At 58.9% G+C, this 24,091-nt stretch carries 17 protein-coding genes and 5 pseudogenes; 9 read left to right on the top strand and 13 right to left on the bottom strand.

Annotation, left to right across the window (positions count from 1 at the left end):
• The first annotated feature begins 183 nt into the window (after positions 1–183).
• Positions 184–570 carry a hypothetical protein gene (locus tag EJ075_RS15535; RefSeq protein WP_095204923.1) on the top strand — a complete coding sequence of 129 codons (387 nt, stop codon included), beginning with the start codon at positions 184–186 and terminating at the stop codon, positions 568–570.
• A complete protein-coding gene (locus tag EJ075_RS15530) occupies positions 567–1,091 on the top strand; it encodes an RES domain-containing protein (RefSeq protein WP_126104933.1) in 525 nt (174 codons plus the stop codon). The genes EJ075_RS15535 and EJ075_RS15530 overlap by 4 nt, the downstream gene beginning before the upstream one ends.
• Positions 1,092–1,129: 38 nt before the next feature.
• On the opposite strand, the gene EJ075_RS15525 is transcribed toward EJ075_RS15530, so the two are convergent.
• The 11 genes and pseudogenes from EJ075_RS15525 to EJ075_RS15465 all read right to left on the bottom strand — a co-directional run bounded on the left by EJ075_RS15525 (position 1,130) and on the right by EJ075_RS15465 (position 16,276).
• Complete coding sequence (locus EJ075_RS15525) at positions 1,130–1,852, bottom strand: SMC-Scp complex subunit ScpB (protein WP_126104932.1); 723 nt, start codon at positions 1,850–1,852, stop codon at positions 1,130–1,132.
• Positions 1,853–1,854: 2 nt separating this feature from the next.
• The gene (locus tag EJ075_RS15520) at positions 1,855–2,814 is read right to left on the bottom strand and encodes a DUF1403 family protein (protein WP_126104931.1); all 960 of its coding nucleotides are present in this window, start codon (positions 2,812–2,814) and stop codon (positions 1,855–1,857) included.
• A 203-nt stretch (positions 2,815–3,017) separates the two neighbouring features.
• Positions 3,018–3,164 (bottom strand): annotated as a pseudogene (locus EJ075_RS15515) (DUF3363 domain-containing protein); the annotation flags it as partial.
• Positions 3,165–3,486: 322 nt separating this feature from the next.
• Positions 3,487–4,164, bottom strand: coding sequence for a thermonuclease family protein (locus EJ075_RS15505; RefSeq protein WP_164547111.1), 678 nt, complete (start codon positions 4,162–4,164; stop codon positions 3,487–3,489).
• A gap of 523 nt (positions 4,165–4,687) precedes the next feature.
• Positions 4,688–5,560 (bottom strand): hypothetical protein, encoded by an 873-nt coding sequence (locus EJ075_RS15495; protein WP_245458160.1) that lies wholly within the window; start codon positions 5,558–5,560, stop codon positions 4,688–4,690.
• A gap of 328 nt (positions 5,561–5,888) precedes the next feature.
• Positions 5,889–6,938: an OmpA family protein gene (locus tag EJ075_RS15490; RefSeq protein ID WP_126104929.1), complete on the bottom strand. Its 1,050-nt coding sequence runs from the start codon at positions 6,936–6,938 to the stop codon at positions 5,889–5,891.
• Positions 6,935–8,248, bottom strand: a complete 1,314-nt coding sequence (locus EJ075_RS15485) for a hypothetical protein (protein WP_126104928.1) — start codon at positions 8,246–8,248, stop codon at positions 6,935–6,937. The genes EJ075_RS15490 and EJ075_RS15485 overlap by 4 nt, the downstream gene beginning before the upstream one ends.
• Positions 8,248–8,844 (bottom strand): hypothetical protein, encoded by a 597-nt coding sequence (locus tag EJ075_RS15480; RefSeq protein WP_126104927.1) that lies wholly within the window; start codon positions 8,842–8,844, stop codon positions 8,248–8,250. The genes EJ075_RS15485 and EJ075_RS15480 overlap by 1 nt, the downstream gene beginning before the upstream one ends.
• Before the next feature lie 214 nt (positions 8,845–9,058).
• Positions 9,059–10,498 carry a hypothetical protein gene (locus EJ075_RS15475; RefSeq protein WP_126104926.1) on the bottom strand — a complete coding sequence of 480 codons (1,440 nt, stop codon included), beginning with the start codon at positions 10,496–10,498 and terminating at the stop codon, positions 9,059–9,061.
• Positions 10,499–11,343: 845 nt separating this feature from the next.
• Positions 11,344–12,402 carry an AAA family ATPase gene (locus EJ075_RS33140; RefSeq protein ID WP_164547110.1) on the bottom strand — a complete coding sequence of 353 codons (1,059 nt, stop codon included), beginning with the start codon at positions 12,400–12,402 and terminating at the stop codon, positions 11,344–11,346.
• A 727-nt stretch (positions 12,403–13,129) separates the two neighbouring features.
• Positions 13,130–16,276, bottom strand: coding sequence for a class I SAM-dependent DNA methyltransferase (locus tag EJ075_RS15465; protein ID WP_206437554.1), 3,147 nt, complete (start codon positions 16,274–16,276; stop codon positions 13,130–13,132).
• A gap of 589 nt (positions 16,277–16,865) precedes the next feature.
• Between EJ075_RS15465 and EJ075_RS15460 the strand changes: the two genes are divergently transcribed.
• Entirely contained in the window at positions 16,866–17,240 is a 375-nt protein-coding gene (locus EJ075_RS15460; RefSeq protein WP_126104925.1) for a hypothetical protein, read from the top strand.
• A gap of 87 nt (positions 17,241–17,327) precedes the next feature.
• Positions 17,328–17,858, top strand: a pseudogene (locus EJ075_RS15450) (RES family NAD+ phosphorylase).
• Here the strand turns inward: EJ075_RS15450 and EJ075_RS15445 are convergent.
• Both EJ075_RS15445 and EJ075_RS15440 read right to left on the bottom strand, forming a co-directional pair.
• Positions 17,799–17,924, bottom strand: a pseudogene (locus tag EJ075_RS15445) (segregation and condensation protein B); the annotation flags it as partial. The pseudogenes EJ075_RS15450 and EJ075_RS15445 overlap by 60 nt on opposite strands.
• 1,115 nt (positions 17,925–19,039) lie before the next feature.
• A complete protein-coding gene (locus tag EJ075_RS15440) occupies positions 19,040–19,321 on the bottom strand; it encodes a hypothetical protein (RefSeq protein WP_126104924.1) in 282 nt (93 codons plus the stop codon).
• A 530-nt stretch (positions 19,322–19,851) separates the two neighbouring features.
• On the opposite strand from EJ075_RS15440, the gene EJ075_RS15435 reads away from it, so the two are divergent.
• The 5 genes and pseudogenes from EJ075_RS15435 to EJ075_RS15405 all read left to right on the top strand — a co-directional run bounded on the left by EJ075_RS15435 (position 19,852) and on the right by EJ075_RS15405 (position 23,762).
• Entirely contained in the window at positions 19,852–20,052 is a 201-nt protein-coding gene (locus tag EJ075_RS15435; RefSeq protein ID WP_095486945.1) for a hypothetical protein, read from the top strand.
• A 472-nt stretch (positions 20,053–20,524) separates the two neighbouring features.
• Entirely contained in the window at positions 20,525–20,983 is a 459-nt protein-coding gene (locus tag EJ075_RS15425; RefSeq protein WP_245458159.1) for a sensor histidine kinase, read from the top strand.
• A gap of 564 nt (positions 20,984–21,547) precedes the next feature.
• A pseudogene (locus EJ075_RS15415) lies at positions 21,548–22,080 on the top strand (MgtC/SapB family protein).
• A gap of 261 nt (positions 22,081–22,341) precedes the next feature.
• Positions 22,342–23,111: pseudogene (locus EJ075_RS15410) on the top strand (cytochrome B6); the annotation flags it as partial.
• 45 nt (positions 23,112–23,156) lie between these two features.
• Complete coding sequence (locus tag EJ075_RS15405) at positions 23,157–23,762, top strand: DUF4142 domain-containing protein (protein WP_126104922.1); 606 nt, start codon at positions 23,157–23,159, stop codon at positions 23,760–23,762.
• Positions 23,763–24,091 lie beyond the last annotated feature (329 nt).

The raw sequence follows: 24,091 nt of genomic DNA, 5'->3' as shown, positions 1-24,091 counted from the left end.
GCTTCTAGGAACGGGCGCAGTTGGTCTGAGTATCTGATATCGGCGCATTGCTGCCGCTAGCTAGCATCCGCTACGAGGATGGGGAAGCACAAGCAGTGCGCTGGAATGGCGTCAGGCTCTGTTCACTTGCTATGCCTAGGAATGTGCATATATTATGCGTTTGAGAGAGGTCGGAGATTTGTCATGACCCACGCACAGCTCGCACAATCGAAAGTGGTCTCAGGTTTTGTCGACAGCCTGCAGGAGCCGCGCACGCCTTATATCTCGCCGAAGCGCCTGTCGCAGGCGCTGGGCGTGAAGGTGGCCAACCTGGCGCAGTTGACCGGCGTCCACCGCAACACGCTCCGTAACCCGTCATCGGAGCGACTGCAGGGTCGAATGCGCGAGATGGTAAAAGTGATCTCGGCCGCAACGGAACTCACCGGCGACGTCAAGAAGGCGATCTTTTGGTACCGCAATGAACCGATTGCCGACTATGGCCATCGCACGGCTGCCGAACTCGTCGCGGACGGCCAGGTCGAGGCGGTTCTGGCCTTTATCCGGGATCTCGAGAATGGAGCGCGTGGGTGAGGATCACCCGGGGCGGTCCAGACGAGATCTTCCATCGCTATCTGACACCCAAATGGGCTTTCCTGCCCACCAGTGGTGGGGGCGCGGCGATCGATGGCGGGCGCTTCAATCGGCCCGGCGTCGAAGCGCTTTACCTGTCCCGCGCGCCTCAGACAGCGTTGGAGGAATACAAGCAGGGAGCCAGCATCACCCCGCCCGCCACCCTTGCCGCCTACAAGATCACGCTTTCCGAGATCGCCGATCTTTCTCAGGGGTTCGACCCGAATGTTTGGGATAGTGCCTGGAAGGAATGGGATTGTGCCTGGCGCCAGATCGCTCGCATCGACAGGAAGATACCTTCATCGTGGAAGCTTGCGGACCTGGTCATTACGACCGGGCTTCGCGGTATCCTGTTTCCGTCGCTGCGCCACGCCGGCGGCACCAACCTGGTGATCTTTTCAGCCAACCTTGTCGAAGGCGACAAGGTCGCGGTCTATGATCCCGATCACCGGCTGCCGCACGATCAGTCATCATGGCCCTAAGTTGCTAGCTGTCGTAAGCAACCCGTTTTTCGATCAGTTCAGAGCGCCTCATCCTCAACGACGCCTGTCGTTGGCTCGCCCTCTTCGCCGTCGCCCTCCCCCCGGCCAAGACCGGTCGGTATATCCCCAGCCAGCAGCTTCTCCTTCGACAACAGCCCGGCGTCCTCGAGCGCCTCGAAATCCGGCAGCTGGCGCAGCGTGTCGAGCCCGAACTGCGAGAGAAAATTTTTGGTCGTCACATAGGTGTAGGGCGCGCCGGGCTGCGGCGAGCGCGGCCCCGAGGCGATCAGCTCCTGCGCGCGTAGCACGCCGATCAGGTCGCGCGACACTTCCTTGCCGAAGAAGCTGGAGAGTTCGCCACGGGTGATCGGCTGGAAATAGGCAATGCACATCAAAACCAGCGCTTCGGATTGCGACAATTCTTTCGACCCCTGCCCCGCGGGCGTGCCGAATGCACCGCGGATGACGTCGGCAAAGGCCTTTTTGGTCCGGTGCTGCCAGCCACCGGCGACCGCGACCAGCTCATAGGGGCGCCCGGCGAGCTCGGCGCGGATGTCGTCGATGACCAGCTCGAGATTGCAGCTTTTGCCGACGACGCGCGCCAGCACCTCGCGCGGTACCGGTTCGCTGGCAGCAAAGACCACCGCTTCGACCCGGCCCATCCACTCGCGCCAGCGCAGTTCCGGCGGCAGGTGGTCCAGCTCGGTGTCGAGCAGCGCCGGCTGATCGCTTGCCTTGCGGCGGGCGGAGACTTCGGCCATCGCTAGAGCCCAAACAGCCGAAAAGTGGGGCGGCCCGACAGCTCGCGTACGACGTCGAGTTGTTGCAGCCGTTCGAACAGGCGCCGCGCCGCAAAACGCGACAGGTTTTTGGTCGTCAGCGAGCCGGAGACGGCGTCTTCGTTGAGCAGCAAAAAAACCACGTCGCCAGCGCCCTTGGCCCGCAGTTTCGGCGCAATGGCGAGGAGCTTTTCGGCGCGCCGCGACAGCTCGCCGGCCAGCCGGCAGGCCTCCGCCGCCGCATGCGCCAGCGCGACGCAAACCGCGCGCTCAAAATTTTGCTCCCCGAGCTTTTTCCGTCGGCCGCCGGCCTCCGCGCGGAACGCCGGACCGAAGGCCTGCGCCATCAAGAGCGGCACCGGCCGCGGCCAGCGCAGCTTTTGCGCCAGCGCCAGGTCGGCGAGCCACCAGGCAAAAAGTTCGCAGTCGGGGCGCACGGTGACGACGTGAGCGGCGATCGCCGCGGCGGCGAACGGCGCCGGCCGCTGCAACCCCGCCAGTTTTTCGATCTCCGTGCAGAGGTCGGCGAGAGCCGCGCAGTCCCAATGGAGCCCTAGCTGGTCGAGGATCATTTCGAGCCGATCGGCGCTGGCGGCGGGCGGCTGCAGCGCCAGTTGCCGCCAGGCGCCAAAGACAGCGCCGGCGGGGCCGGGATCGGTGCCGGCCGGGCAAAGCTGCCAGGCATCGCGCAAGGCGGCTTCGTCCTCGGCGCGGCCGGCGAGCCGCATGCTGGCGGCGGCACAGCGAAGCGCCAGCCGCTGGCGCCAGGCGCCGGCCCAGCTGGCTTGCGCGCGGGCCAGCGTGTCGAGCGAAGCCAAGGCGGCGCCGGCCTGGAAGGCGGCGTCCGCATCGCTTAGCGCGCCGCCGTGGGTGAGCGCCCAGGCCGGGACGGTCGGCAGCGCGATAGGCGGGGAGCCTGCGGTTGCGGGATCGAGACGAATCATGCTTTCGAGGGTAAAGTGGGCGTGCGCTTTGCGCCATGATTTTCACGCTGAAACGCACAGCCTGTCGGAGCGACAAAATGACCGATAATGTTGCATTATCAGTCGTTTAACTCTTCACGTGTTCGTCCCTGCTAAGCCATCCGGCCAACAAGTAAGTCTCGACAGGGCACCTTTTTGCGCAGCCGGACGAAAATTCCGTTCGGTCATGTCACGAAACGCTCGGCCCGCTCCTCTGCCGGCCGATGGTCAACGAAATCCTCTCCCCATACCTCCTTGCCAATGTGCCGATCAAGCACTGGTCGCCACGGGACCAGCGTGAACTCTCGCGACTTCTCAACGACCGCGTGTTTTGCCGCCGGCGAGATCAACCGATCGGCGGCTCCGATCCGATTCTCTGGACCGCCGGAAGGTAGAGTTTCCCGGCTTTCTCACGATGGCGAGTTGGCGGCGTCATCGTGATTGAGCGACGAGATCAGTCGTCCTCGTCACGTCGCCGCCTTCGGCGATAAGAGTACTCTAACGGCTAGATTCTGAATGGGCAGGGGCTCAAGGCCGGGGCGTGAGGAAACATTCGGCGCTTTGCTGCATCAGCAGAGGCCCTCGCAGGGTATCCCGTCGCCATCTCGGTCGAGCTTGCTGCCCCAGGAGCAGTTGTTCAGGTACCAATGCGCTTCATCGCAAGAGGAAATCTGAGAGGCAATAGCGGCGAGGCTGGCACGAATAGCTCTGCGCTAGCTGACCATGCGTTACAAGGCCGAGTTTATGGTTGTGTATTAGCTTCCGGTCATTAGCGTGATCAGCGCGCCAATCCCATGGCGCTTCGAACTCACCGGCCCATAGTCCAACCTTGGCAGCTTTTGCTTGCGCCTGGAGTTGCGCGTACGCGCCGTTGCTGTAGCGGGGCCAATCTAGCGCCTGGCCGTGATCTACCATCCAGGTGGTGACGCTGGCGCCGTCTGCTCGGCGACAATCGGCGACGAAGCGGTGATACCTATCCCATGCCACGAAGGTGCATTGTACCGGCCGAGACGCGGCCAAAAAAGTGTCCAGGGCCTCGGCGGACCGACGTCCACATGGATAATCTACGCCATTGACATCTTTGCAGAGTTGGCGGCTTTCAGGCGCGTCTATTCCGTTGAAGCGGATGCGCTGACCGTGGATCTCGATGGTGTCACCGTCCACAACCGACGCCGTTCCCACGATAGCCGGTGCGTTTACCGCAGTCCAGTGGGCTATGGCTGTGCCAAGTTCGTTGTGGCTGCCTTCCGTGAGAGAAAAAGCGGCGTACGCTGAAGCCGCTAGGGCAGCGATTGCTAAGGATATGATGGCGATCGCTCCGGTTCTGGGCATCCGGCCAAAAGTGTTTTTTCTATCGGATCGTAGACGCGATCGGCGTCGTAGGGATTGCCGACTACTATTCAATTCTAGCTCTCCACAGAGACTACCGTCGTCTTGCCTCTTCTAGCAGGTGTGCACATCGAGCTAAAGCGATGTTGCGAGCTCTAAGTAGCGGCAAAGTGCGTTTGCAAGCTGCATCTGGCGAGGTGTTCGGCACTCGGCCTGGAAAAGCATTGGCGACGAAACTAGGACGCATACGCATTTCGCCCGGGACGTCGCCACATTCAAGCGGTTGAGGCTGTATAGAAACTCCATGCCGCGCGGCGCATCGGCGGGGCTCGAAGCTCGAAGTTGCTGTGGAATAGATGGCGATCGGCGCGGACCGTCGATGTCAAGAAGCGCAAGGATAGTGCGGCCCTCCTATGCGACTTTCGAAGCACTCGCGCGCTCATTCATCATTCATCGCTACAGCTACCCAAAGCAGGAGACTTCCCTCCGCGACGGCGAGACCTTCGCAATTGCCGAGGCGAGAAGATCAGTCGAAGCTATTTCGCTTGAGGAACGATCGGGATGCCCCATGTACTTGGGCCAGCGCTGTTATCGCTTGGCAGAACGGCTGGCTGACATTCGTTTTCGAGAACTCAACGAGTTCATTCAATCCGCTCGCGCTGGATAGCCGTAACGCCTCATATCGGCAGATGGGAATCTGCCGATTGTTTTTGAACCGTCTGTCGGGGCCGCCGCTTTTGTTGGGATGCGCCCAAGTATGCCCCACCACCTGAGCATCGGATGGAACTTGGCCAGTCTCGATGAAATTGCTTGGCGCAAATTGGGTCTGGAGGTCGCCATAAGGGACAGCCCCGTAGCGGTTGCCGTCTTTCACGAGGACGAGATCGGGCATGAAATAGAGCACCTGCCGGCCCACGTGAAGCGAAGGCGGTGTAACATTGCTGCGAACAACGTTCGGTAGGGCGCTTGCAAGTGTCGTGGGCTTTTTGTCGACCAGCATGCTGGCCCCGGCGTTGCGCTTCCAAGTTGTTAGATCTTGGATCTTGCCCCCGGCCGCGACGTGCCACCGTCCCGCGCAACGATTAAGCGTTTCGAACGCGGCAACCAACCTCCCATAGGCGGCCTCGGCATCTTGCTCAAGATCGTAATAAAGCACGCTCACGCGGCGATAGCCGTCAAACCATTGCCCTATCAGCATGCCCGGTAGAAATGCAGCTACCCCCACCACAGGCCCGACACCGCCGATCGCCTTCCCGATAAGGAAGCCCACGATACCAAATAAAACTGCCAGTATCACGGAGAGCCGCGTCTGCGCTTGCCTGGCGTTGATTTCATCCAGGACATTGGCAAACGTTTCATCGCGCATGTCCATCACGTCGCCGGACTCGATCTCCCTCATCAGGACGCCATTAGCGACATACTCTGACCCGGACGGTTGCGGCTGTGCTTGAAGTGCCTTTGGCGCCTGCGATCGGGCAACGTTTCTCGCGCCGGCTTTTCCGAGGGTACCGCGGTAGTACAAACCGCCGATCCCAGCGTGGATATAGTGGCCTCGTGGGCCCGTCCCGATCCGAAGGCCTTTTACGCCAACCGAGACGCCAAGCCCGCCCGACGAAAAATTGAAGCGGAACGGTCCCGCGCTGATCGATTTTAGAACGTAAAACCCCATCCTTTGAGTCCCCCAACTCAATGCTGTGAGCGCTAGCTCACCAGCATTCTTTTCCCATTCATGACTTCAATCCCTGAGCCGGCGCGAGGTCCGTTTCGCGGGAGCGCTGCCTTACCCTAATTTCAATTCGCCTTCTTGCCTTCACGTCGCCGGCCTGCGCCCCGTCGGTCAGACGATCGCCAGGCAATATCAGCTGTCCACCGGACATAGGCAGGATAGTGAAACCTTGCAATTCGGGCATATCACGAAGGATGCTAGTAACCGAGATTGCTCGTGCCAACCCAAGGCCCGCATTGTCGGCTGGATGAAGCGCACCAACCGCCACCTTGCCTGCCAACACCGGTTGGAGACCTTTGTCCATATTCGATGACTGGCCGGACATTGCTTGCTCGTCCGTGTGTCCAATCACCTCGATGACGTCGACGCCGTAAGACGTTGCAATGCCCGCAATCGTCTTCGAGAGATCCCGCAGCCTCGTCTTGAAGCGATCGGAAAGCTCCGCGCTTCCAGTATCGAAATTGTAGCCATCAAGCTCGCTGAGATTAATGATTGGCGGCCAATCGTGGGGTTTGGCGGTAACTGCAGACGCGTTTGCCTTCTTCAGGGCATCCGAGAGGTCCTTAGGTGTCTTGCCAGCGCCGACATAGCCATACTCCTTCAGCACTTTCATGTGCTCGATCATCACCTTGGCTTGGGCGACGTCGAAATCGTTCTCGGAAAGGACTTTGGTGACGGGGGCTCTTTTGATCACTTCTTCAGCCGTAAGTCCTGCCATTTTGATTCTATCGATAGCGTCTTTGGCCAGCACTAGTTCACGCCATTGCTGGTCAGGCACGTTGCCTCCCGTCGGCGATTTTGCCATTTCATTCAGCTGGGCGAGCAGCCGCTTGTTCTCCTCATCGAGCTTGCGAGCTTTCTCCTGGACGGATTGGACAAGCTTCTGCGCCTCCGCAGTCTCTCTCTCTTTCTTGGCGATCATCGCACCGGCCGCCAACAAAAGGCAGAACACCAAAAGGAGCATTGTCTCGGCCATTGTCAGACCAAGGATCAGGCCACGGCCATAGCCCTTGCGCTCGAAAGCAACTGATGTTGCGCCGACCTCGCTCATCTGCCCCACCAACTGCTTCTTCTCGGCGGCTCAGGCTTTTCCGCCTGCGATGTTCCGCCCAAGGTTTGGAAGGATTCGGTTTGCGTGTCGGCGATCTTGATTGTGGCCTCCTCGCCGACGCCGGCAACAGCAGCTGTCCCAGAGCGTGCCGGATCGATTGCTATTGGTCCGTTGACGGAGTGGTTCGCGCGCGAGACTTGAAGGCTCTTTTCCGCGAGCATCGCAATGAGTTCGCTCGTGTCCCTACTTTGTTTTTGCACTACTGCGCCAAGTGCCTCGGTCAATCGTTGCCCTGCCTGAACAGTCTCTGCAGTCTTTTCGGCCGCAGCTGCCACCCGCTCCACGCCAGTCGTCACCTTGGCCACTGCATCGGCAAGACCGATCATACGCGCTTGCTGTTCCTGTGAGGCGGTCTCGGTTTTCACGACATATTGCGCCACTGCGCTGCCCAGAAGCTTCACCATGGGCGCTAGGTCGTTCTTCAGTACCTCGTCTGGAATGACAACTTTCTCCAGCTTCGCGGCCACGGTGTCTGCTTGCGCGCCAAGTTTGCTCACTGACGAGGACATCGAGCTATTGGCCTTATCGAGCAAATCGGCGGCCGCCTCTACGCGCTGCGCTATAGAAGAGAACTGACTTTCGACCTGACCGAAATTGTCTCTAAGCGCGTCGCTCAATTTGCCTGACGCTTCCTGGACGGGCTTGATCGATTCCATCGCGATCTTGTCCAGTGCGGATCTGATGTGCTCGCCATTCCGCTCCGCCTGGACGGCAATCTCCGCAAACCCTTCTTCGAGCATTTGATGGCTAACGCGGCGAAACTCGGCAAACTCCCGCGTCACGCTTTCCATCTCGGCTCTCACCCGCCGCGTCATATCAGCGAGCTCGTGCCTCGCCGTCCGCTCAATATCGGCAGGGTCGCGGCGCATCTGATTGTAGAAAATTCTGAGCGCAATACCGGTGATCGTTGAGGTAACGGCGATACCGAAGTTCCTGACGATGGTTTCAGTTGAGCCTTCCGAGCCAAACTGAAACAACGATACCCCGAGGCTCGTCAGCGTGAATAGGAAGCCCATGTAGTAGAGATTGTCTCCGGTCTGCTCGTCGTGAAGCCGCAGCTTCCCCGTGAAAGCCGACACGCCGAGATAGAAGAACATGAGGCAGACAGGCACCCCCGCCGCAACAATAGGGTTCACGCCCGACAGCTTGGCGACAGCGATGAACACGCAACCGCCTAGGGTCAGCGCCGCAAAGACAACGAGCGGAAAGCCTGGATGGCCCAAGAGGGCATTGTCGCGCTTCCTGGCCATCAGTTTAATCCCTCTAAGCCAACTAGCTTCTCGAATTCTCCATGATGGCTCTGGACCCATTGCGTCCAGAACTCGGCATGCTCGAGCGACTTGAATGGCTTCTTTGCCCGGTCAATATAGAGAATTGTGACGCCCACCCCGTCGAGCGACGTTCCGTAGGTCCGATCGGCAGCGCTAGAGAGATATTTCTGGTAATCGAGCCCCGATCGGTACTGTGAATAGAGCCTCGTATGCTCGATCATGTCCGAGGCGACCACCAAGCGCTTCGCACTTTCCTTTTTCGCCAGGCCGCTATCGAAGAGCGACAATTTGATTTTCTGGATGCCGGCGATTATTGGAGATTGACTTGCGGAGTCTCCATTCGGAATTGCGTCAGGAAGCTTGCTCAAAGGTTCGCCAAAGGCGTTCTCCCACTTCTTTTGACGACGCGCCGGGTTGTTCGTCCAACTATCCACAGTCGACCCATCGCCAGGATTGCACCCGTCGAACATCACGGTCAGGTCGCCGGGTTCAGAGTTCAGAGTATAAATTCTCACATAACCGCCTGGCTTGACGCGACCGATGGTCTTGCGGAACTCGTTCTTCAGATCCGCCATCGTAGTTGCCGAAATAGGATCAGTGGCGTCGATGAGAACCGCCGTTAGACTGGTTGGCCCGCCCAAGGGGCAATTCGTGCTAGGGTCGATCTGACCGTTGCCAGATCTTGACCACATCCAACCAAAACCGGCCAACATCGAAACCGATAGCACCCCTAGGGCGACAGCCGCGGCGATCGTGCCCGCACGGCCCTTCTTACGTCTGCGAGCCCGCCTAGCCATTCACGCCGTCCGGATGAAGCTTGTCGAGGTCGCGGTACTGCTCAATCCCCCGCTCGCATTCCTGACCGATCAGGCGAACCTGCGCGTTGAGCTCTTCTTGTGCACCGCGGATCGATGCGCCAACGTCCCCCTCGCTCCACAGGTCATCCCCCGAGATATGTGGCTTAATCCGATCGAGTTTGTACGATGCCCCGAAATGCTTGGGCGCAGGCTCGGTCCTAGCCTGGATATTCGCTTCTCTGTACCTTGATAGAAGCTGGTTACAGGCTCGCTCCAACTGGTCCTGATGCTGAGCAAAAAGGGCCAACAGCCTGGTCCGGTGATCGACGATCGCGCGATGCTCTCTTCGACGACTGCCGAGATCCTTGACGATGTCCTCAACCTTTTCGTTGTGGTCATCGCGAACGTCTTGAAGCTCTTCAATCAGCTCCTTCTTGCGATCGATATAGTCCTCGCGCCTGCCGACCAATCGATTCTCGACGCCCGCGTACCCTGGATAAGGATCGAACACGAACCAACCGTCGATAAATGCGAAAATCGAAAACATGAGGCCAATCGCAAAGAGCAGCCATGACTTCACGTCTGTCAGCCCGGCCGGATTGGCGCGTAAATTGCGGACAACTTCTGCACCTGCGCCGTCTGCGAGCGAGCCTGTCACCTCGCGATAGTGAGCCAGCGCCAGGTTTATGGTCACAGCCAGGGCGACATAAAAAACGATCGAACCAATCCCCACCAGCTTTGCAAAGATCGACCGGTGGGTGACCAGGCGAGCGCAAAAAACCGCAAGCAGCAACGCGGCGCCTATGTTGATGAACGAGAATGCCGCGGCCTCCAAGATGCCACCAAAGAGCCCCTGTTCGTTTCCTTTGGCAAGGAAACTGCCGTTCATTGCTGTCTCGATGAGAAATAGGAACAGCAGCAGCGAGAGCCTAAAAAGATGAGCCGCGCCGTGCTGAACCCGCGCAGCACGAGCCAAACCGTGCTTTTCCTTAAACCAAGCGTGCTCTTTCTCAGCGTCGTTAAGAGCCCTTCTCAGTCCATGGAGTTCATCCAAACCGACGGCAACCGAAGCCTTGAAGTCCGACACGCTGGCTGCATTAGCCTGGCGGATTAGACCGAACTGTTCTTCGAAATCTAGGCCGGCAAGGCGCCCGCCGAGAAGCTGCAAGCTGTCCTCCAGCGTGTGATAGGAAGCCTTCTTCTCGTCCTCAACCCGTTCAATGATAGCATGTTCGACATCGTCGAGATTCTTGGCGTTCTTTGGCGGCTGGTTCGCCTCGCCACGTTCCTTCCCGCGACCAGCGAGATCCATGTCGCGATCAATCTTGGCGACGTCCAAGCTATTGAACAACTGGGTACTCGCACGGAAATCATGGTTAGACTCGCGCAGCGACTCGCGCAGCCTATTTAGCTTTTCGAACTTAGAACCCACGCCCTAGCACCCAACCCTTATAACCCCGGCCTAGTGCTTCTATGCAGAGTAGAGCCAAAGGGCAACTGACATTCACAACTGTCCACTTGGTAGTGCCGGCAACGCTAAACTGGGTTCCAAATGATGGTGGTAGACTAGATGATCAGTCTCCCCGGCGAGCGACCGCGCAATTCGAGGCAAGATGTGGAGCGCAAGTGATGGCCAGCACCGAGGGATCGGTTCGCACCTAAAAGAACCAAGAACAAATGCACCGCCCGTTCAGTGTGGAACTGGTTTCACACTGAGCCACCCCTCCCGCGCCGGTTGCAAACACGCTGGACCCAATAGCGCCGGTGGTCGGCGACACAACGGATGACCGGTTTGGGGCCGAAAGAGACTGTCTGCCATTGTGACGAGTTTAGGGAACAGCCGCCATCCGATGACCCACTCTTTCATCGCGCCCGCAGTGGCCGCCGGCACTGATCGCAACATCGTGCTAGGTAGGAGCGCTTGAAGGTGTCGGAGGGAATCCTATCGGCCCTAAACCTCGTCAACGAACGCGGCGTTGATGGCCTTGAAGAGTTTCTCCGCGCTGGCCGCGGTTCCGGTGGGAAGGTCGGACGCCGTAGTCCACCTGTCGAAGCGGTTCCAATTCGCCGAGGACACGTCGCTTATCAAGTTCAGACATTCCGTACCGGACCTGGAGCACATGCTCAACGCGCTTAGTAATCATACCCGACCCGTCCACCGGCAGATCCTCGGGCTTAATTGCCAGCCCATACGCGGTGTTTACGCAATCGAGTAGAACTTGTCCGGGAATAGGTCCTCAACAGCAAAATCGGTCTTCTTCGAACCCGTTGCCTTACCTAGCATGAAAGTCCGGAAGCGCTTGGCCTTTTCAGCCGCGAGCTTAGAGACATACAACTCGTCGATCTTTGCCTTGGCTGCTTGTCCGGCTGTGTCACTGTCGAGAAGTACACCGGCGTCCCAACCCTGGCCAATTGCAAAGCCCGCATACATCGGCGTCTTCGAAGCACCATGCGCCGGCCACATGTAGATGCGGTCCGACAGCCGCTCTTTGCCAGCTGCCCCGAGAGGCCCGATAGCTTGTGCAGGATGATCGCATCGTCACCGCCTTCCACAATGAGCACCTGCCGGTTCCCGAGCAGCCCGCTCTGATCCCCGGTGAGGCCGAGGCTCCGCTCGATGACTGCCATCGGCTCCCGGTGTGCGCTAACGATGCCCTGTGTGATCCCGAGGTGGCAGTCCCTCGTCTCTACAATCCGCACCCGCTCCGGATGGGCAAGCTCGACCATTGAGGCGAGGTGCGTGGTGTAAAGGATGGTATTGTGCTCGGCGAGCCGCTCGAAAACCTTCAGGAGGTCGCGCTGTCCTGAGAAGTGCAGATGCACCCCCGGTTCCTCCAGCAGCAGCACGCAGTCCTTGAATTCGCCTTGGGTGGCGTGGGTGAACTTCCAAGCGAAGGAGACGTACCAGCGGAAGCCCGTTGAACGGCGGTGGAGGCGCACAGGCATTCCGATAGCTGTGTCTTCGGCAAAAATGTTGAGGGTAGGCCCGTCGATCTCGATGTCGAAATTCACCTCCTTCTGCTGCCATAAGTTGGCAAACTGGCGAGTCAAGTATTTGGAGGCAGATCGTTTGCCGAAGGAGCGAACGGTGCGTCCCTGGGCGGACTGCCCCTTCTGAATGAAGTCATTAAGGTCAATGTTCGCGAGGTCGAGGATGACGAGGATGGTCTGGTCCTCGTTGCTGAGCTTGTGCCGGTTTTTATCGCCGCCGACACCGTCCAGTCGCTGCTTGAGCTGGTCAAGCTCCATCTGCGCGCCGGACATCTCATAGTCGTGGATATAGACGAATTTGGGAACGTTCACTTTGGCCCAAGCGACGGCCTTATTCTCGTCCAAGGTTCCTTCGGCGAAGTCGTGCACCTTGAAGCTGGTCTGAGAGCCATAGTTGCGCCAGAGAACGACCCGGACAACGGTGGCACCTGGGGGGCCTCCTCCCCCTGCTCCACCTTAGGCGTGACGAGTGCCGCCGAGGCAAGCTCTTCTATCTCCTCGCGTGACAGAACAAATTGGGCCTTGCAGACGAGCTTGCCATTCGCCTCCTTGCGACCTTCCCATCGGTCTACCGGCCAGTCTTCGTCAAGACTGTACTCGGCGCCCGGGATAATAGGATTCAGCGTGTAAAGCGCCTCAAAGAGATTGCTCTTGCCAGCCTCGTTTTGGCCCACGAACGCCGTGATCCGATTGGCATTGATCCAGCCGGAGTCAATGATGTTACGGTAATTCTTGACCTGAAAGCCCCAAAATTCATCCCCTCCCCCACATGTTCTGTCTATGACAGGATGGCTCGCCAGAAGATCAGGATCAAGTCACAGACGCAATTGAATCGACGAAGAAGTTGCGGCTGGCCTGCCGTCGGTGAGGATTGAAATCACAACTTCGGCGTAGGAGGGCATTCTCCTAGTGTATGTGTGATGTAGGTCAGCTTCCGGGAAACTGCAGGCCGCTCGCCAATGTTCGTGATGCGGCGCATAGCAGTCCTTGATGAAGTGTAACGGGAATGACCGGAATGGGTCGGTCATCAATCCTGGAGCAAGGGCGTCTCGCACAACTTGGCTGACCTGGATCAGATTCTTCGGCGTTTGGTGTTCCCCGGACGCTCTGCTGACGTCGGCTGGTTTTCGCGATCCTCGGTGGTCAGTTGCTGCGGACCGACAACTGACTTGCGGCCACCTGCAATGGGCAACTTCATCTGCGGCGCACGTCGAACCTCTTCCGGCGTTGGACGACGACGTGGCTTTCCTGTCTTCAAACCGGATTTGGCGCGCGCGTTGAATGCCTCACGCGCCAGATTGAGTTCTAGGAGATTCGCCAGGGCTTCATCTTCAGGGATATCGGCAGGCCACCCGTAGGCTGCGGCAACGGCGGCATCCAGGTCCGAGTGGGCATCGACTAGCCACTGCGGACGCCGGTTGTAGAGGCTGGTCAGGGTACGCTCACGCAGGATCGTTTCCGATGCGATGTCCTTCGGAAGGATTCGATCCGGATAGCCGAGCACCACCTCGGGCTCAATCTGGACCAGGTCGCTCGGGTTGAGCCATGCGTTTCGTATGTCATCAAGTCTCTTGGCCGCGCTTGATATAGCGATGGCGCGTGAATGCTTTTCATATCGAACTGCAGGGATGTCCGGAGTGAGGCCCTCGGGGAACGGGAAGGTCTCGAACACTCCCGCACTATTGTAGGTCGGATCATTGCCGACGCCGTGCCACGAGCAAGTTCGCAAGCTCCACGCCTCGTGAAATCGGGAGTGAAGAATTCCGAAAAAGACATCGTCTGACCGAGAAAACGCGAAGATACGGGAATCGGGCAGTATCGATTGATCAAGCCATACGAATGTCCGATGCTTTGCGACGCGAGGTGTGGCCACGTAGCGCGAATGGCCCTGCAAGGAAGCGTGGAAAGCCGGTCTCGGCTCCACGTGTCGCCACCAACGCTCGCGGTATGCATCGCGCCTGTTCTGTGAGCGCTCCGGAAACACATGCTCTCTGATGTATTGGAACGGCGCCTCGTAAAGTGCAGCCTCCTGCTCGGACATCTCCCAGTCGAAATCCACGATCCACATATCTCGGCCGCGGCGAGTGATATCCATTCCATTGCGCCATGGATGGAGCACATCTGAGTTTGGCCTGCCGTTGGGATTCATCGGCATGGAGAGCCAACTCCGCGCCAAGCTACCCGGGACATCGAAGGCGCCGCCTTTCGTATCGCCCATGAATGCTACGTTCCGGTTTGCAGAGAGCCGGCGCGCCTTGGTCAAGTCGGTCACGCCCGCGGTAAGATCTGCGTTTATCTGTGCAACCGACCTCCCATCGAGGCACAACGGGTCCTCGCCGTGGCCGAAGCAGATTAGGGATACCCGCACGGCCGCGCCATCGACGACCCACGGCTCGTCACTCCAGGCTTCGAATAGCCGGTTTTCGGCAATGATCCGATCCATCACCTTTCGATTCGCTCCAGCGCGTATGGAATTCGTCGTGACCAGCCCCACCCGGCGCGTTCGATCTGCTGCCACGGCTGCGCGGGATTTCTCAACCCAATAACAGACGAGATCAGCCTCGCGAGGGACCCTCCCGTCGTAAACGTCGAAAAGGCGTTCAACCGTCGAATTGCCTAAGGCTTGTCGCATCAAGCGCACGCCAAGAAAGGGTGGATTCCCAACGATGAATTCTGCTTCCGGCCATTCAGCTTCGGCATCTCCCGTGGGTGGCCCTAGGGCAGCCAGAAGGTCTCCTTGTGCGTCAAGCGCTGTATCAAGGTCTTCGGCCTGCCTTACCAAGGCGTCTCGCTTTTCGATTGCGTCCAGCTTGCGCAGGATTGGAATCGATTTCGAGCGAATCCCGTTCTTGATCTGCCACTGAATATCGCCGATCCAGATGGTCGTACGTGCAAGCTCGGCGGCCATCGTGTTGATTTCGATGCCGCGCAGGATTTCCGGCCCTGTGAGCGGAAGCTGCGCGGGCAAGCCGAGCATCTCGCAGTCGAGGTTGGCGCGGTGTTCGATGTCCTTCACCCCTTGGAGAGCGAGGTAAAGGAAGTTCCCGGAACCGCATGCCGGATCCAAGATGCGGAGCTTTCGCAGCCGTTCCGTGAAACGGGATCGCACTTCAGCGGCCGCTTCCTCCCGCGTCATCCGGCGGGATTGCTGTTTGCGCATTGGTGGCTTGCGACTGCCATTCAGGAACTCGACGATCTCCTGCCTTGCTTGTTCCCATTCCTGTCGTAGAGGTCTCAAAATGACAGGGTCGACAAGGCGCATGATCTTTTCTGGATCAGTGTAATGCGCGCCGATCTGGGCGCGTTTTTCCGGGTCGAGAAATCGCTCGAACAGAGTTCCAAAGATCGTCGGATCGATGAGCCCCCAATCGAGGCTGTCTGCGGCGATAAGCAAATCGATGTCGCCGTCATCTAGCTGCAGCGCTCGGCGACCGTCGAACAGACCACCGTTGAACCATGCGATATCGGCCAGATCGAACTCGCCGCCGCGCTCCATCGCTTCAAACAGCTTGTTGAGGTAGCCTATCGCCCGGTCTGGAACGCGGGCGCATCGCCTTAGGAGCTTGGTGAACAGCCCGTCTGGCAGGAGGTTCACGCTCTGAGCGAAGAAGCAGAACACGAGCTGATTTACGAAATGAGCGATCTCATCCGGGGTGCCGTGTCCCTGAAGCCGGAGGGCGATTGTGGAAAACTTGTCTGCGGCCTCCTTCGTGACCGCGGCGCGCGTTCTGGTCGGCCTCAGCTTCTCCGGATTGAAGAAGACGTTGCGCAGTATCTCGCGTGCTGCAGGCTCCGCGAGGTCATCCAGAGTGATCTCGTAGATAGATGGGACGGTGTTGGTCCAAGCGGTATGGATGCGAAGCCGTTCGATGTCGCACACGATGTGGAGCGGTGGACTTGAGAGCGCCGGTGCATACCGCATCAACTGCAGAAGGGCCTGGTCGAGGTTGCCCTTCTTACGTTTGTACTCCCAGGCGAAATACCCCTTCTTCCACACGTCGGCGAAGCCTTTTCCGCCTCCGAGCTTGTTCGCACCTTTCTCGAACGCGAAGAATTCCCCGCTCGGGTCCTCACGCACCGGAGATGGATGGCCGATCAGCGAGCAGATGTCGAGAAAGTGTTCTTGGGCGGTTTGTCGCTCGCTAAGATCCGACTTCCGCCATTTCTTGATAAACGCAGTCGGCGTTATGGGCACGAGCCCTGCGGCACCCAGACTCATCACGCGTCCCCTCCGACACAGGCATTGCCCGATAGAAGAGTTTGCCAATGAAAATCTGATTATTGGTTAATTTTAAATAATCTATGCATAAGCATATGATTGTCAATGACTTATTCATAGTGCGCATCAGAAATAGGCGCTCCGAAGCATTACGGCAGCCGTTACGCGGATGGAAGCGCACTTACTGGAGCGCTTTCCATTCGACGCCGAATAAGTCGCATGGATGACGCAATTGCGCATCGAATCCTTCACTGTGGTCGCTCACGAGAATCGGTAGAGGCTCCATGGCGTAGGAGCGGTCTCCGATTGTGGGCCGCCGAGGTACGCGACAAGCCTGCTAGAGCAGGCTGCTAGGCCGGCTATTTGCTAGGCAACTCGAATGTCGGGAAGTGGCCCGAGTATCACATTCCGTAACGGATCCTGTAGCGTCCGCTTTTATGGAGCCAGCGGGTTTCGTGACCGACATTGTGCGCATTGCTGCAGCGAGCTAACAACCGCTACGTGGATGAGGAAGGACAGCGTGAGGCTGTTCACTTGCTACGCGTTGAGGTGTGCATATATTATGCATATGAGAGGTGGGAGATTTCTCATGACCCACGCACAGCTCGCACACTCCAAGGTGGTCTCAGGCTTTGTCGATAGCCTGCAGGAGCCGCGCACGCCCTATATCTCGCCGAAGCGCCTGTCGCAGGCGCTAGGCGTGAAGGTTGCCAATTTGGCGCAGTTGACCGGCGTCCACCGCAACACGCTCCGTAACCCGTCATCGGAGCGGCTGCAGGGTCGGATGCGCGAGATGGTGAAGGTGATCTCGGCCGCGACGGAGCTCACTGGCGACGTCGACAAGGCGATCTACTGGTATCGCAACGAACCGATCGCTGACTATAGCCATCGTACGGCGGCCGAACTCGTGGCCGACGGTCAGGTCGAAGCAGTCCGGGATCTCGAGAATGGAGCGCGTGGGTGAGGGTCACCCGGGGCGGTCCAGACGAGATCTTCCATCGCTATCTGACACCCAAATGGGCTTTCCTGCCCACCAGGCGAAGGAGCTGCGATCGACGGCGGGCGCTTCAATCGACCCGGCGTCGAAGCGCTCTATCTGTCCCGTTCGACGCAGACAGCGCTGGAGGAATACAAGCAGGGCGCTAGCATCCCCCGCCCGCCGCCCTTGCGGCCTACAAGATCACGCTTCTGAGGTCGCCGACTTTCGCAGGGATTCGACCCGGACATCTGGGACAGCACCTGGCAGGAATGGGATTGTGCCTGGCGCCAGATCGATCGCATCGACAAGAAAGACCCGCCATCGTGGAAGCTCGCGGACGTGGTTATTACGGCCGGGCTTCGCGGCATCCTTTTCCCGTCGCTGCGTCACGCCGGCGGCACCAATCTGGTGATCTTTCCTGCCAATCTTGTAGACCGCGATAAAGCCGTGGGTTCACGATTCCGATCACCGGCTACCGCACGACCAGTTGTCCTGGTCCTGAGTCATCGACTGTCTTTGTGGTCGCAACGCGATAACGCCCGCTCACGACACCTGGTCCTCAACGACATCGTCCTCGTCTTCCCTGTTAGCCGAGCCGGCTAGAATACCGCCGGCCAGCAGCTTCTCCTTCGACAGCAGCCCTGGGTCCTCGAGCGCCTCGAAATCCGGATGGACGGCCATTTGGCGGGAGCGGCCTGTGCTATATCGCGGTGCAGCACAGCGGGAACCAGAATTCCAGCCCGAAGGAGGCCGACCGTGTCCGTGATATTGTGAGCGGGATCCTCGCTTCGGGGGCACATTGACTTGACCGGCAGGAATGTCCGCCGCTCCGCTAACCCGGGGGGCTGCGCGGCGGCGGACGATCTCCTGGACGGCGACGCCTTGCTTCGACAGACCGAGCACCGCCGTATTGGCAGTCCGCAGTCGGCACCGATGAAGACGTTCAGATTGCCCTGCGGACCTGCGGAAGGTCGGTAGATGGCGTAACCACACGATGAGAAGGCTCGCCGGAAAGTCGGCATTAGGTTGCGATTGAGACAGTCTGAACGGCCGACTTGGAGCGCGCAAATCGGCCATCGCCGCGCGTGTCAGCATTGCATCACCTTCTGAACCCAAGCCCTCACGTACACCCCCAAGTGATCGACAAGGCTTCGGCTCCATCAGGTCGGGGTGGATTGGGCGGGCGAGCTCAGAGGCGAGAGCTTAAACCGTCGTTCTAGCGCGTAACAAACTGTGTAACAAACAGCGCGAAAAGTCCAATGTTTTCATAGTCATAGGCGTGAACTCGAAAGACGCATTCTGGGCCTAGTTTATCGGCCAGAACCAGAGCACCTAGAGGGCCGAACATCTAGGGGCTCCTAACGCCTATTGCTCCACCATGATTCTCCGACGCCTACCAGCCGTTGGCTTCCTTCGCGAGATCGGGCGAAGACATCAGCGACCACCCGAGTTTCTGTTGCGGCGGGAAGCACACGTCAAAACCCGAGTGGTCGTCTCATCCGGGCTCGCGTTCCGTGGCGGACACCAGCCCTCACGCCCAAACTGACTCGGTTGGATGGGGAACCGCTGTCGCCGGGCCATTGAGCATTTCTGCACGACAACAAGCAACACGGCCGGCTTTGGCGTCGCCGTTAGCTCCGGCGAATCCGAACTCTATACCAGCGTCGATGTTTCGAGGACGCTGTGAATCGTTCAGGCGGGGCTCGAAAGAGCGCACGAAGACGCGGGATAATGATCCTGGCCGACGAGGCTACGTTCATCTGGCCCACGATGGCAAATCTATCCTAGTGGAAGTCAATCTTTTGTGGCGGTTGCGCGGTGTGGCTTTTCAGACTGATCAGCGCAGGCGTGTCGATTTTCGACGCTATGCGCCGGGCGAGTTCCCGCAATTCGAAAAAGCCGTCAATACTCATCAGGCTCAACGGTGTGCCCGACGAAGTGTCCCACCGCATAGGTTCTTTGTCTTGCCTGTACGAAGATCCGTTCATCTCGCAAATGGCGTCATAAATCGCCTGTGCGATCGACATTTCGGCACGGATACGCTCTGCGTCTTTTTGGCTATTCACGAGAATTTTCCCCCAAACCCGCGATTCTCCTTAGCCGGTTTCATTGGGCACCGCTAGATCACGCGGATGTGACACGTCGGATAAAATCGATTGTATGGCGGAGGGAGCCACGCCAGACTCGCGGCGTTGAATGGGCACTATTGCCACCACGCGCCGTGATTGATTTCTGATTGATTATTTTTCAAAGGAATCTGTGGGGCAAGAATGGAACAAACACCCAAGGTCCTCTTATCCGCAGACGGCAAGCGACGCGTAGTCTTCTATGAAAACGATAATGGTCTTTTTCAATGGAGAGAACAGGGGATCATTCCTCCAGACCCAGACCTCGGTCACCCGGACCCCGAATGGGGACCCACCAACCATATCCCATCTGGATATTTTGCGCGGCTCGACGTGGCCGAGGGAGAAGCACGCAAGATCGTCGGTTGGCTCCGTGATTCCAAATAGCGTCGTCCGTCCGCCGTTCTATATCCGCGCAAACTCCGCAGGCCTTGACGATCGCCAGCCCAGCGCCAGTATGCTGGCCATGGATGAGAAATTACATCTATGGGGAAAGAACCGGCCTGCAGCTCGTGCGCATCGCGATCGAGCTCACCTGTCCGGCCGGGGTGCTGCCGAGCGAAGAGGCGGTAAACGTGCTCTATGGCCCGTTACCCGTGAACGAGGGCGAGGCGCTGGCCAAGGCGATCATCGAAACGGTCGAGCGACTGACCCGCGACCACGACATTTAGGCGAGTATGCCACTTTGCGGGTCTCCAAGGCTTCAAGCACTTCGAACACGCGGCCGACCGGCGCGGCGATTTTCCTAGCAGGCAAGTGCTTCACGCGGCCAATTAGCCCCAGCTTGACAGGTCGTGACCTAGGAGAATCCGCTAACTAACTTCTTTGTCCAGCTTGCAATCGCGAGCCCGCACGCGATGCCGACACAATCGGCAAACCAGTCGAATATGTCCATGTCGCGACTTATTATTTGCGTGCCCTGCAGGATCTCGATCCCGGCGCCGGTAAGGGCGAGAAAAATTATCAGTCTTGCCCTGCGCTCTGGCCAACCGAGCCGATGGCCGTCAACACGACGAACGCTGCGGCGTGAAGCGACCCGCGACCCAGTGGGTGCAGCCGGGGGAGGTCAAGCTGCGCGTCAAGCACCTCCGTGGCGAGCACAATATATACGCAAGAATCGTGTCGCTTGTCGACACGCACTCAATGCTTACAGACGACTATTGGCAGACGGCCTCTTTACAGAAGTTGCTTGAGGCGGAACTGAGCCACTACGAGATCCATGGCGAGCCGCGAATTTCACTGCATGGTCCGAATGTGGCCCTCGTCGCCGATATTGCGATACCTGTCGGCATGGCGTTTCATGAACTTGCCTCCAACTCAGCAAAAATCGGCGCCCTGTCGCGCCCGCAAGGCCGCCTTGAAGTGCAATGGTGGATACCGGATTCCGCAGGTGAGCAGGTCCTGCATCTTCATTGGCAGGAGCGGGACGGCCCCATTGTGCAGCCGCCGAGTCGACGAGGCTTTGGAACGACATTGCTGGAAAGAGTGGTTACAGTGCAATGCAATGCGAAGGTCAACTGCATTACAATCCCGGCGGCCTGCGTTTCACTATGGCGTTGCCATTGCGCGAAACGAGGCTCGTGCCAGCGTACTCCTGAGTGACCTGCCGAACGCGACGAACTAGCCTGCAGCCTGTGGCAGCAGCCGAAGCCACCAATTAAAGAGCTCGCTGCGCGACTTTCTTCAGCGATTCTACGGTGCCAGGATGCACGTTGCGTGCTGGGGTCGCCATTCGGGCCGCTGAGGCCGCCCGGCCCCTGGCAGCACCAGGTCGGAGCCCGCATGAACGATTGGGACAAAAACCCGCTGCTAAGCCGACCTTTTGAGCTCCGCCACCTGAACGCCCAGCCGGAAGACCTGACCGTCTGCAAACGAGCGCGCGTAGCTCTCAGCTGTGAAAGGGACCGTGGTAGTGGTACCATTGACCGTCACGCGAACCGACCACCCTTTGCCCTTCATTATTTCAACGGCATGTTGCACATGCGCAGCCATGCATTCCTCCCAGAATGGTACGTTGAGAAGGGGAGGATTAGCGTCGCAAATTTGCATGCAAATAATCCGACACCGCAAGGTCGAAATGTCAAAACAGCGCACAGCCGCAGCACCCGCAGCGCTTGGGGAACCGGGCCGTCCCGATCACGTTGTGTCGGGCAGCCTGGATTACTCATGCAACAACTTCTCCAAGAATTCGGCCATCCGACATACGTCCCGTTTCCGGTCATTGCGGCGAGGCTTCTACTGGCGTCGATTTTCGGTGCTGCGATCGGTTTCGAACGCGAATGGCGAAATCGGCCTGCAGCGCTTCGCACGCATATTCTGGTCTGCGTCGCAGCGGCTACGTTCGGCATTCTGACGATTGAAATCGTTCACGCGCCGATATTTCTGCAGGATTCGGTAAAGGTCGATCCGATTCGCGTCGTCGAAGCGGTCACCGCTGGCGTCGCGTTCCTTGCTGCCGGATCGATTTTGTTTTCGAGAGGCGAGATCCACGGGCTGACGACCGGTGCGGGCATGTGGCTGTCTGGCGCAATTGGCGTGGCGGGGCTGGTCTGTGGCAGGTGGCGGCGCTCGGCACGCTTTTGGTGCTCGTCGCTGCAGGCCTTCTTTATAGTTTTGCAGCCAAGTCCGGCATTGGCGAAAACACCCTGCCAGGGAAGGCAACGTCGGGAGAAGAAGTGTCCAAGCGGCGCAAAAGCTGAGGACAGAGGCGAATACATAGGGTAGCCGCGCCGCCCAAGCTCAGAAATAAAAGTGCAGTGCCGTGCCAGATGCATTGACCGATTACGGGGCGCCTTGTGGCTTGGATACTGCGGCAGTACGCCACGTACTTCGTTCGCATGGCTCGTTCCCATTTGCTTGAGCGCACGAGTTCGCTCGAAGGCGAGCACCCTAGTCAAAGGCTCGCCAGTCAGGCCTAGCGGCCCTCCAAGATCCCCGCTCCAAGCTGCTGGCCCCACCGGGAGGGTCTGCGGCTTCTGTTGACGCCGTTCCCACAGGAGGAATTCAATCCGAGGACCGCAAGGTCGCCGCGCAAAGCATGGGCGTCGCCTGCCTCGATTGCCACGCCAATTTCAGCACCAACGCCGCCTTTCATCTGACGCCCGATGTCAGGCCGCAGGCAGCGCGCTTCCGCCTCGATCCGACCAGCCTGCGCGGCCTGTTCAACCAACAAATCCACGGGTCGAAACGGTCGCTGCGTTCAGTCGAGGATTTCACCGAATTCGAGCAACGCACCGCCTATTTCAACGGCGACCATGTCAGCGCTACCAGGAAAGGCGTCAACCTACCAGACCGCACCAATCAGGTGGCGATGATGGCGCAGATGCAGAACATCATCGACTTTCCGCCGGCGCCGAAGCTCGATGCGTTCGGAAAGCTCGATCCCGCCATGGCCAGCGAAAAGGAGCTGGCGGGCGAGCGGGTGTTCATGGGAAAGGGCCGCTGCTCGGCATGCCATGACCCGCAAACATCGTTCATGGACAACAACATGCACGATTTGAAACTGGAGCGCTTCTACAAACCCGGGCGGACCGTCAACGACATGGTGGAACTGCCCGACGGGCCGATCAAGACGTTTACGCTGCGCGGCATCAAGGACACGCCACCCTATCTGCATGACGGCCGTCTGATGACGCTGGCCGATACGGTGGAGTTCTTCAACCTGGTGCTCGGCGTCAAGCTCACCCAGGACGAGAAGGATGATCTCGTCGCCTATATGCTCGCACTTTGACACGCGGCAGGCCGACCGGTCGGCACATCTTCGGTGGAGGTTTTCATGCGTGTTCTTGCAACGACCTTGGGCCTGACGGCACTCTGCGCATCGCCTCTCTTTGCGCAGATCGGAAATCCGGCCGGCAACGCCCCGGACACATTGATGGACTCGCCGGGTCAGCCCATGCCGCATCAGGCGAACTATCAGGACCAGCTGTTCGCGCAGCTCGCCGTGGCCGGCGGCACGGCAGAAGTCGATTTCGGTAATCTTGCGAAAAAATCCAGCCATTCCGCCATCAAGGAATTTGCCAGCCGCATGGTCGACGACCACTCAGCGGCAAACGAGAAACTGAAATCGCTTGCCGAAAGCGACAAGATCCCACTGCCGCAAGGGCTCGACGACGAGCACAAGCAGCTGCGTGCCAAACTCGAAAAGCTCGAAGGGGCTGCGTTCGACCTTGCCTATATCAGCGGCCAGATCACCGATCACCAGAGGACCGTGCAACTGCTCGAATGGGAGATCGTTTCGGGCCAGGATGCCGACCTCCAGCATTTCGGCTCAGATACTTTGCCGACTGTGCTCGAGCATCTGCGGATGGCGCGCGACATCAAAGCAAAACTCGCAAGCCAGGCGCTCGCCGACGCCGCTTCGGGGCCGCCAAGAAAGTGAATGGGTTAGCGCGCCACGTAAAACGGCGGACCCAGTGCTTAAATTGCCCACGGCCGGCCATGCAGTTTTGTCGCCTTGATGATGGAAACCTTCGCTCGCTCGCAGCTCATTCCCCGCGAATTCCGGCTCAATGTCCCCGAATATCCCTTCAGGTCACGCCGCTGGAAGCTGCGCTTGCTTTGCAGAACCCAGCACTGAATATCAGAAGCTGCCCAGCCCCGTGGCATTGCTGAGCTTCCATTCGGTGCCGAGCCAACGTCTTCCACCCAACACGTGCGGCTGGACAGCCCAGAGAGAACAACAGGCACGGGACAACAAAGCGGAGATCG

Origin of the sequence: Mesorhizobium sp. M6A.T.Cr.TU.016.01.1.1 (assembly GCF_003952585.1) — a bacterium.
Lineage (GTDB): Bacteria > Pseudomonadota > Alphaproteobacteria > Rhizobiales > Rhizobiaceae > Mesorhizobium > Mesorhizobium mediterraneum.
The sequence above is the reverse complement of the archived record's forward strand: the minus strand, read 5'-3'. Positions and strand labels throughout refer to the sequence as shown.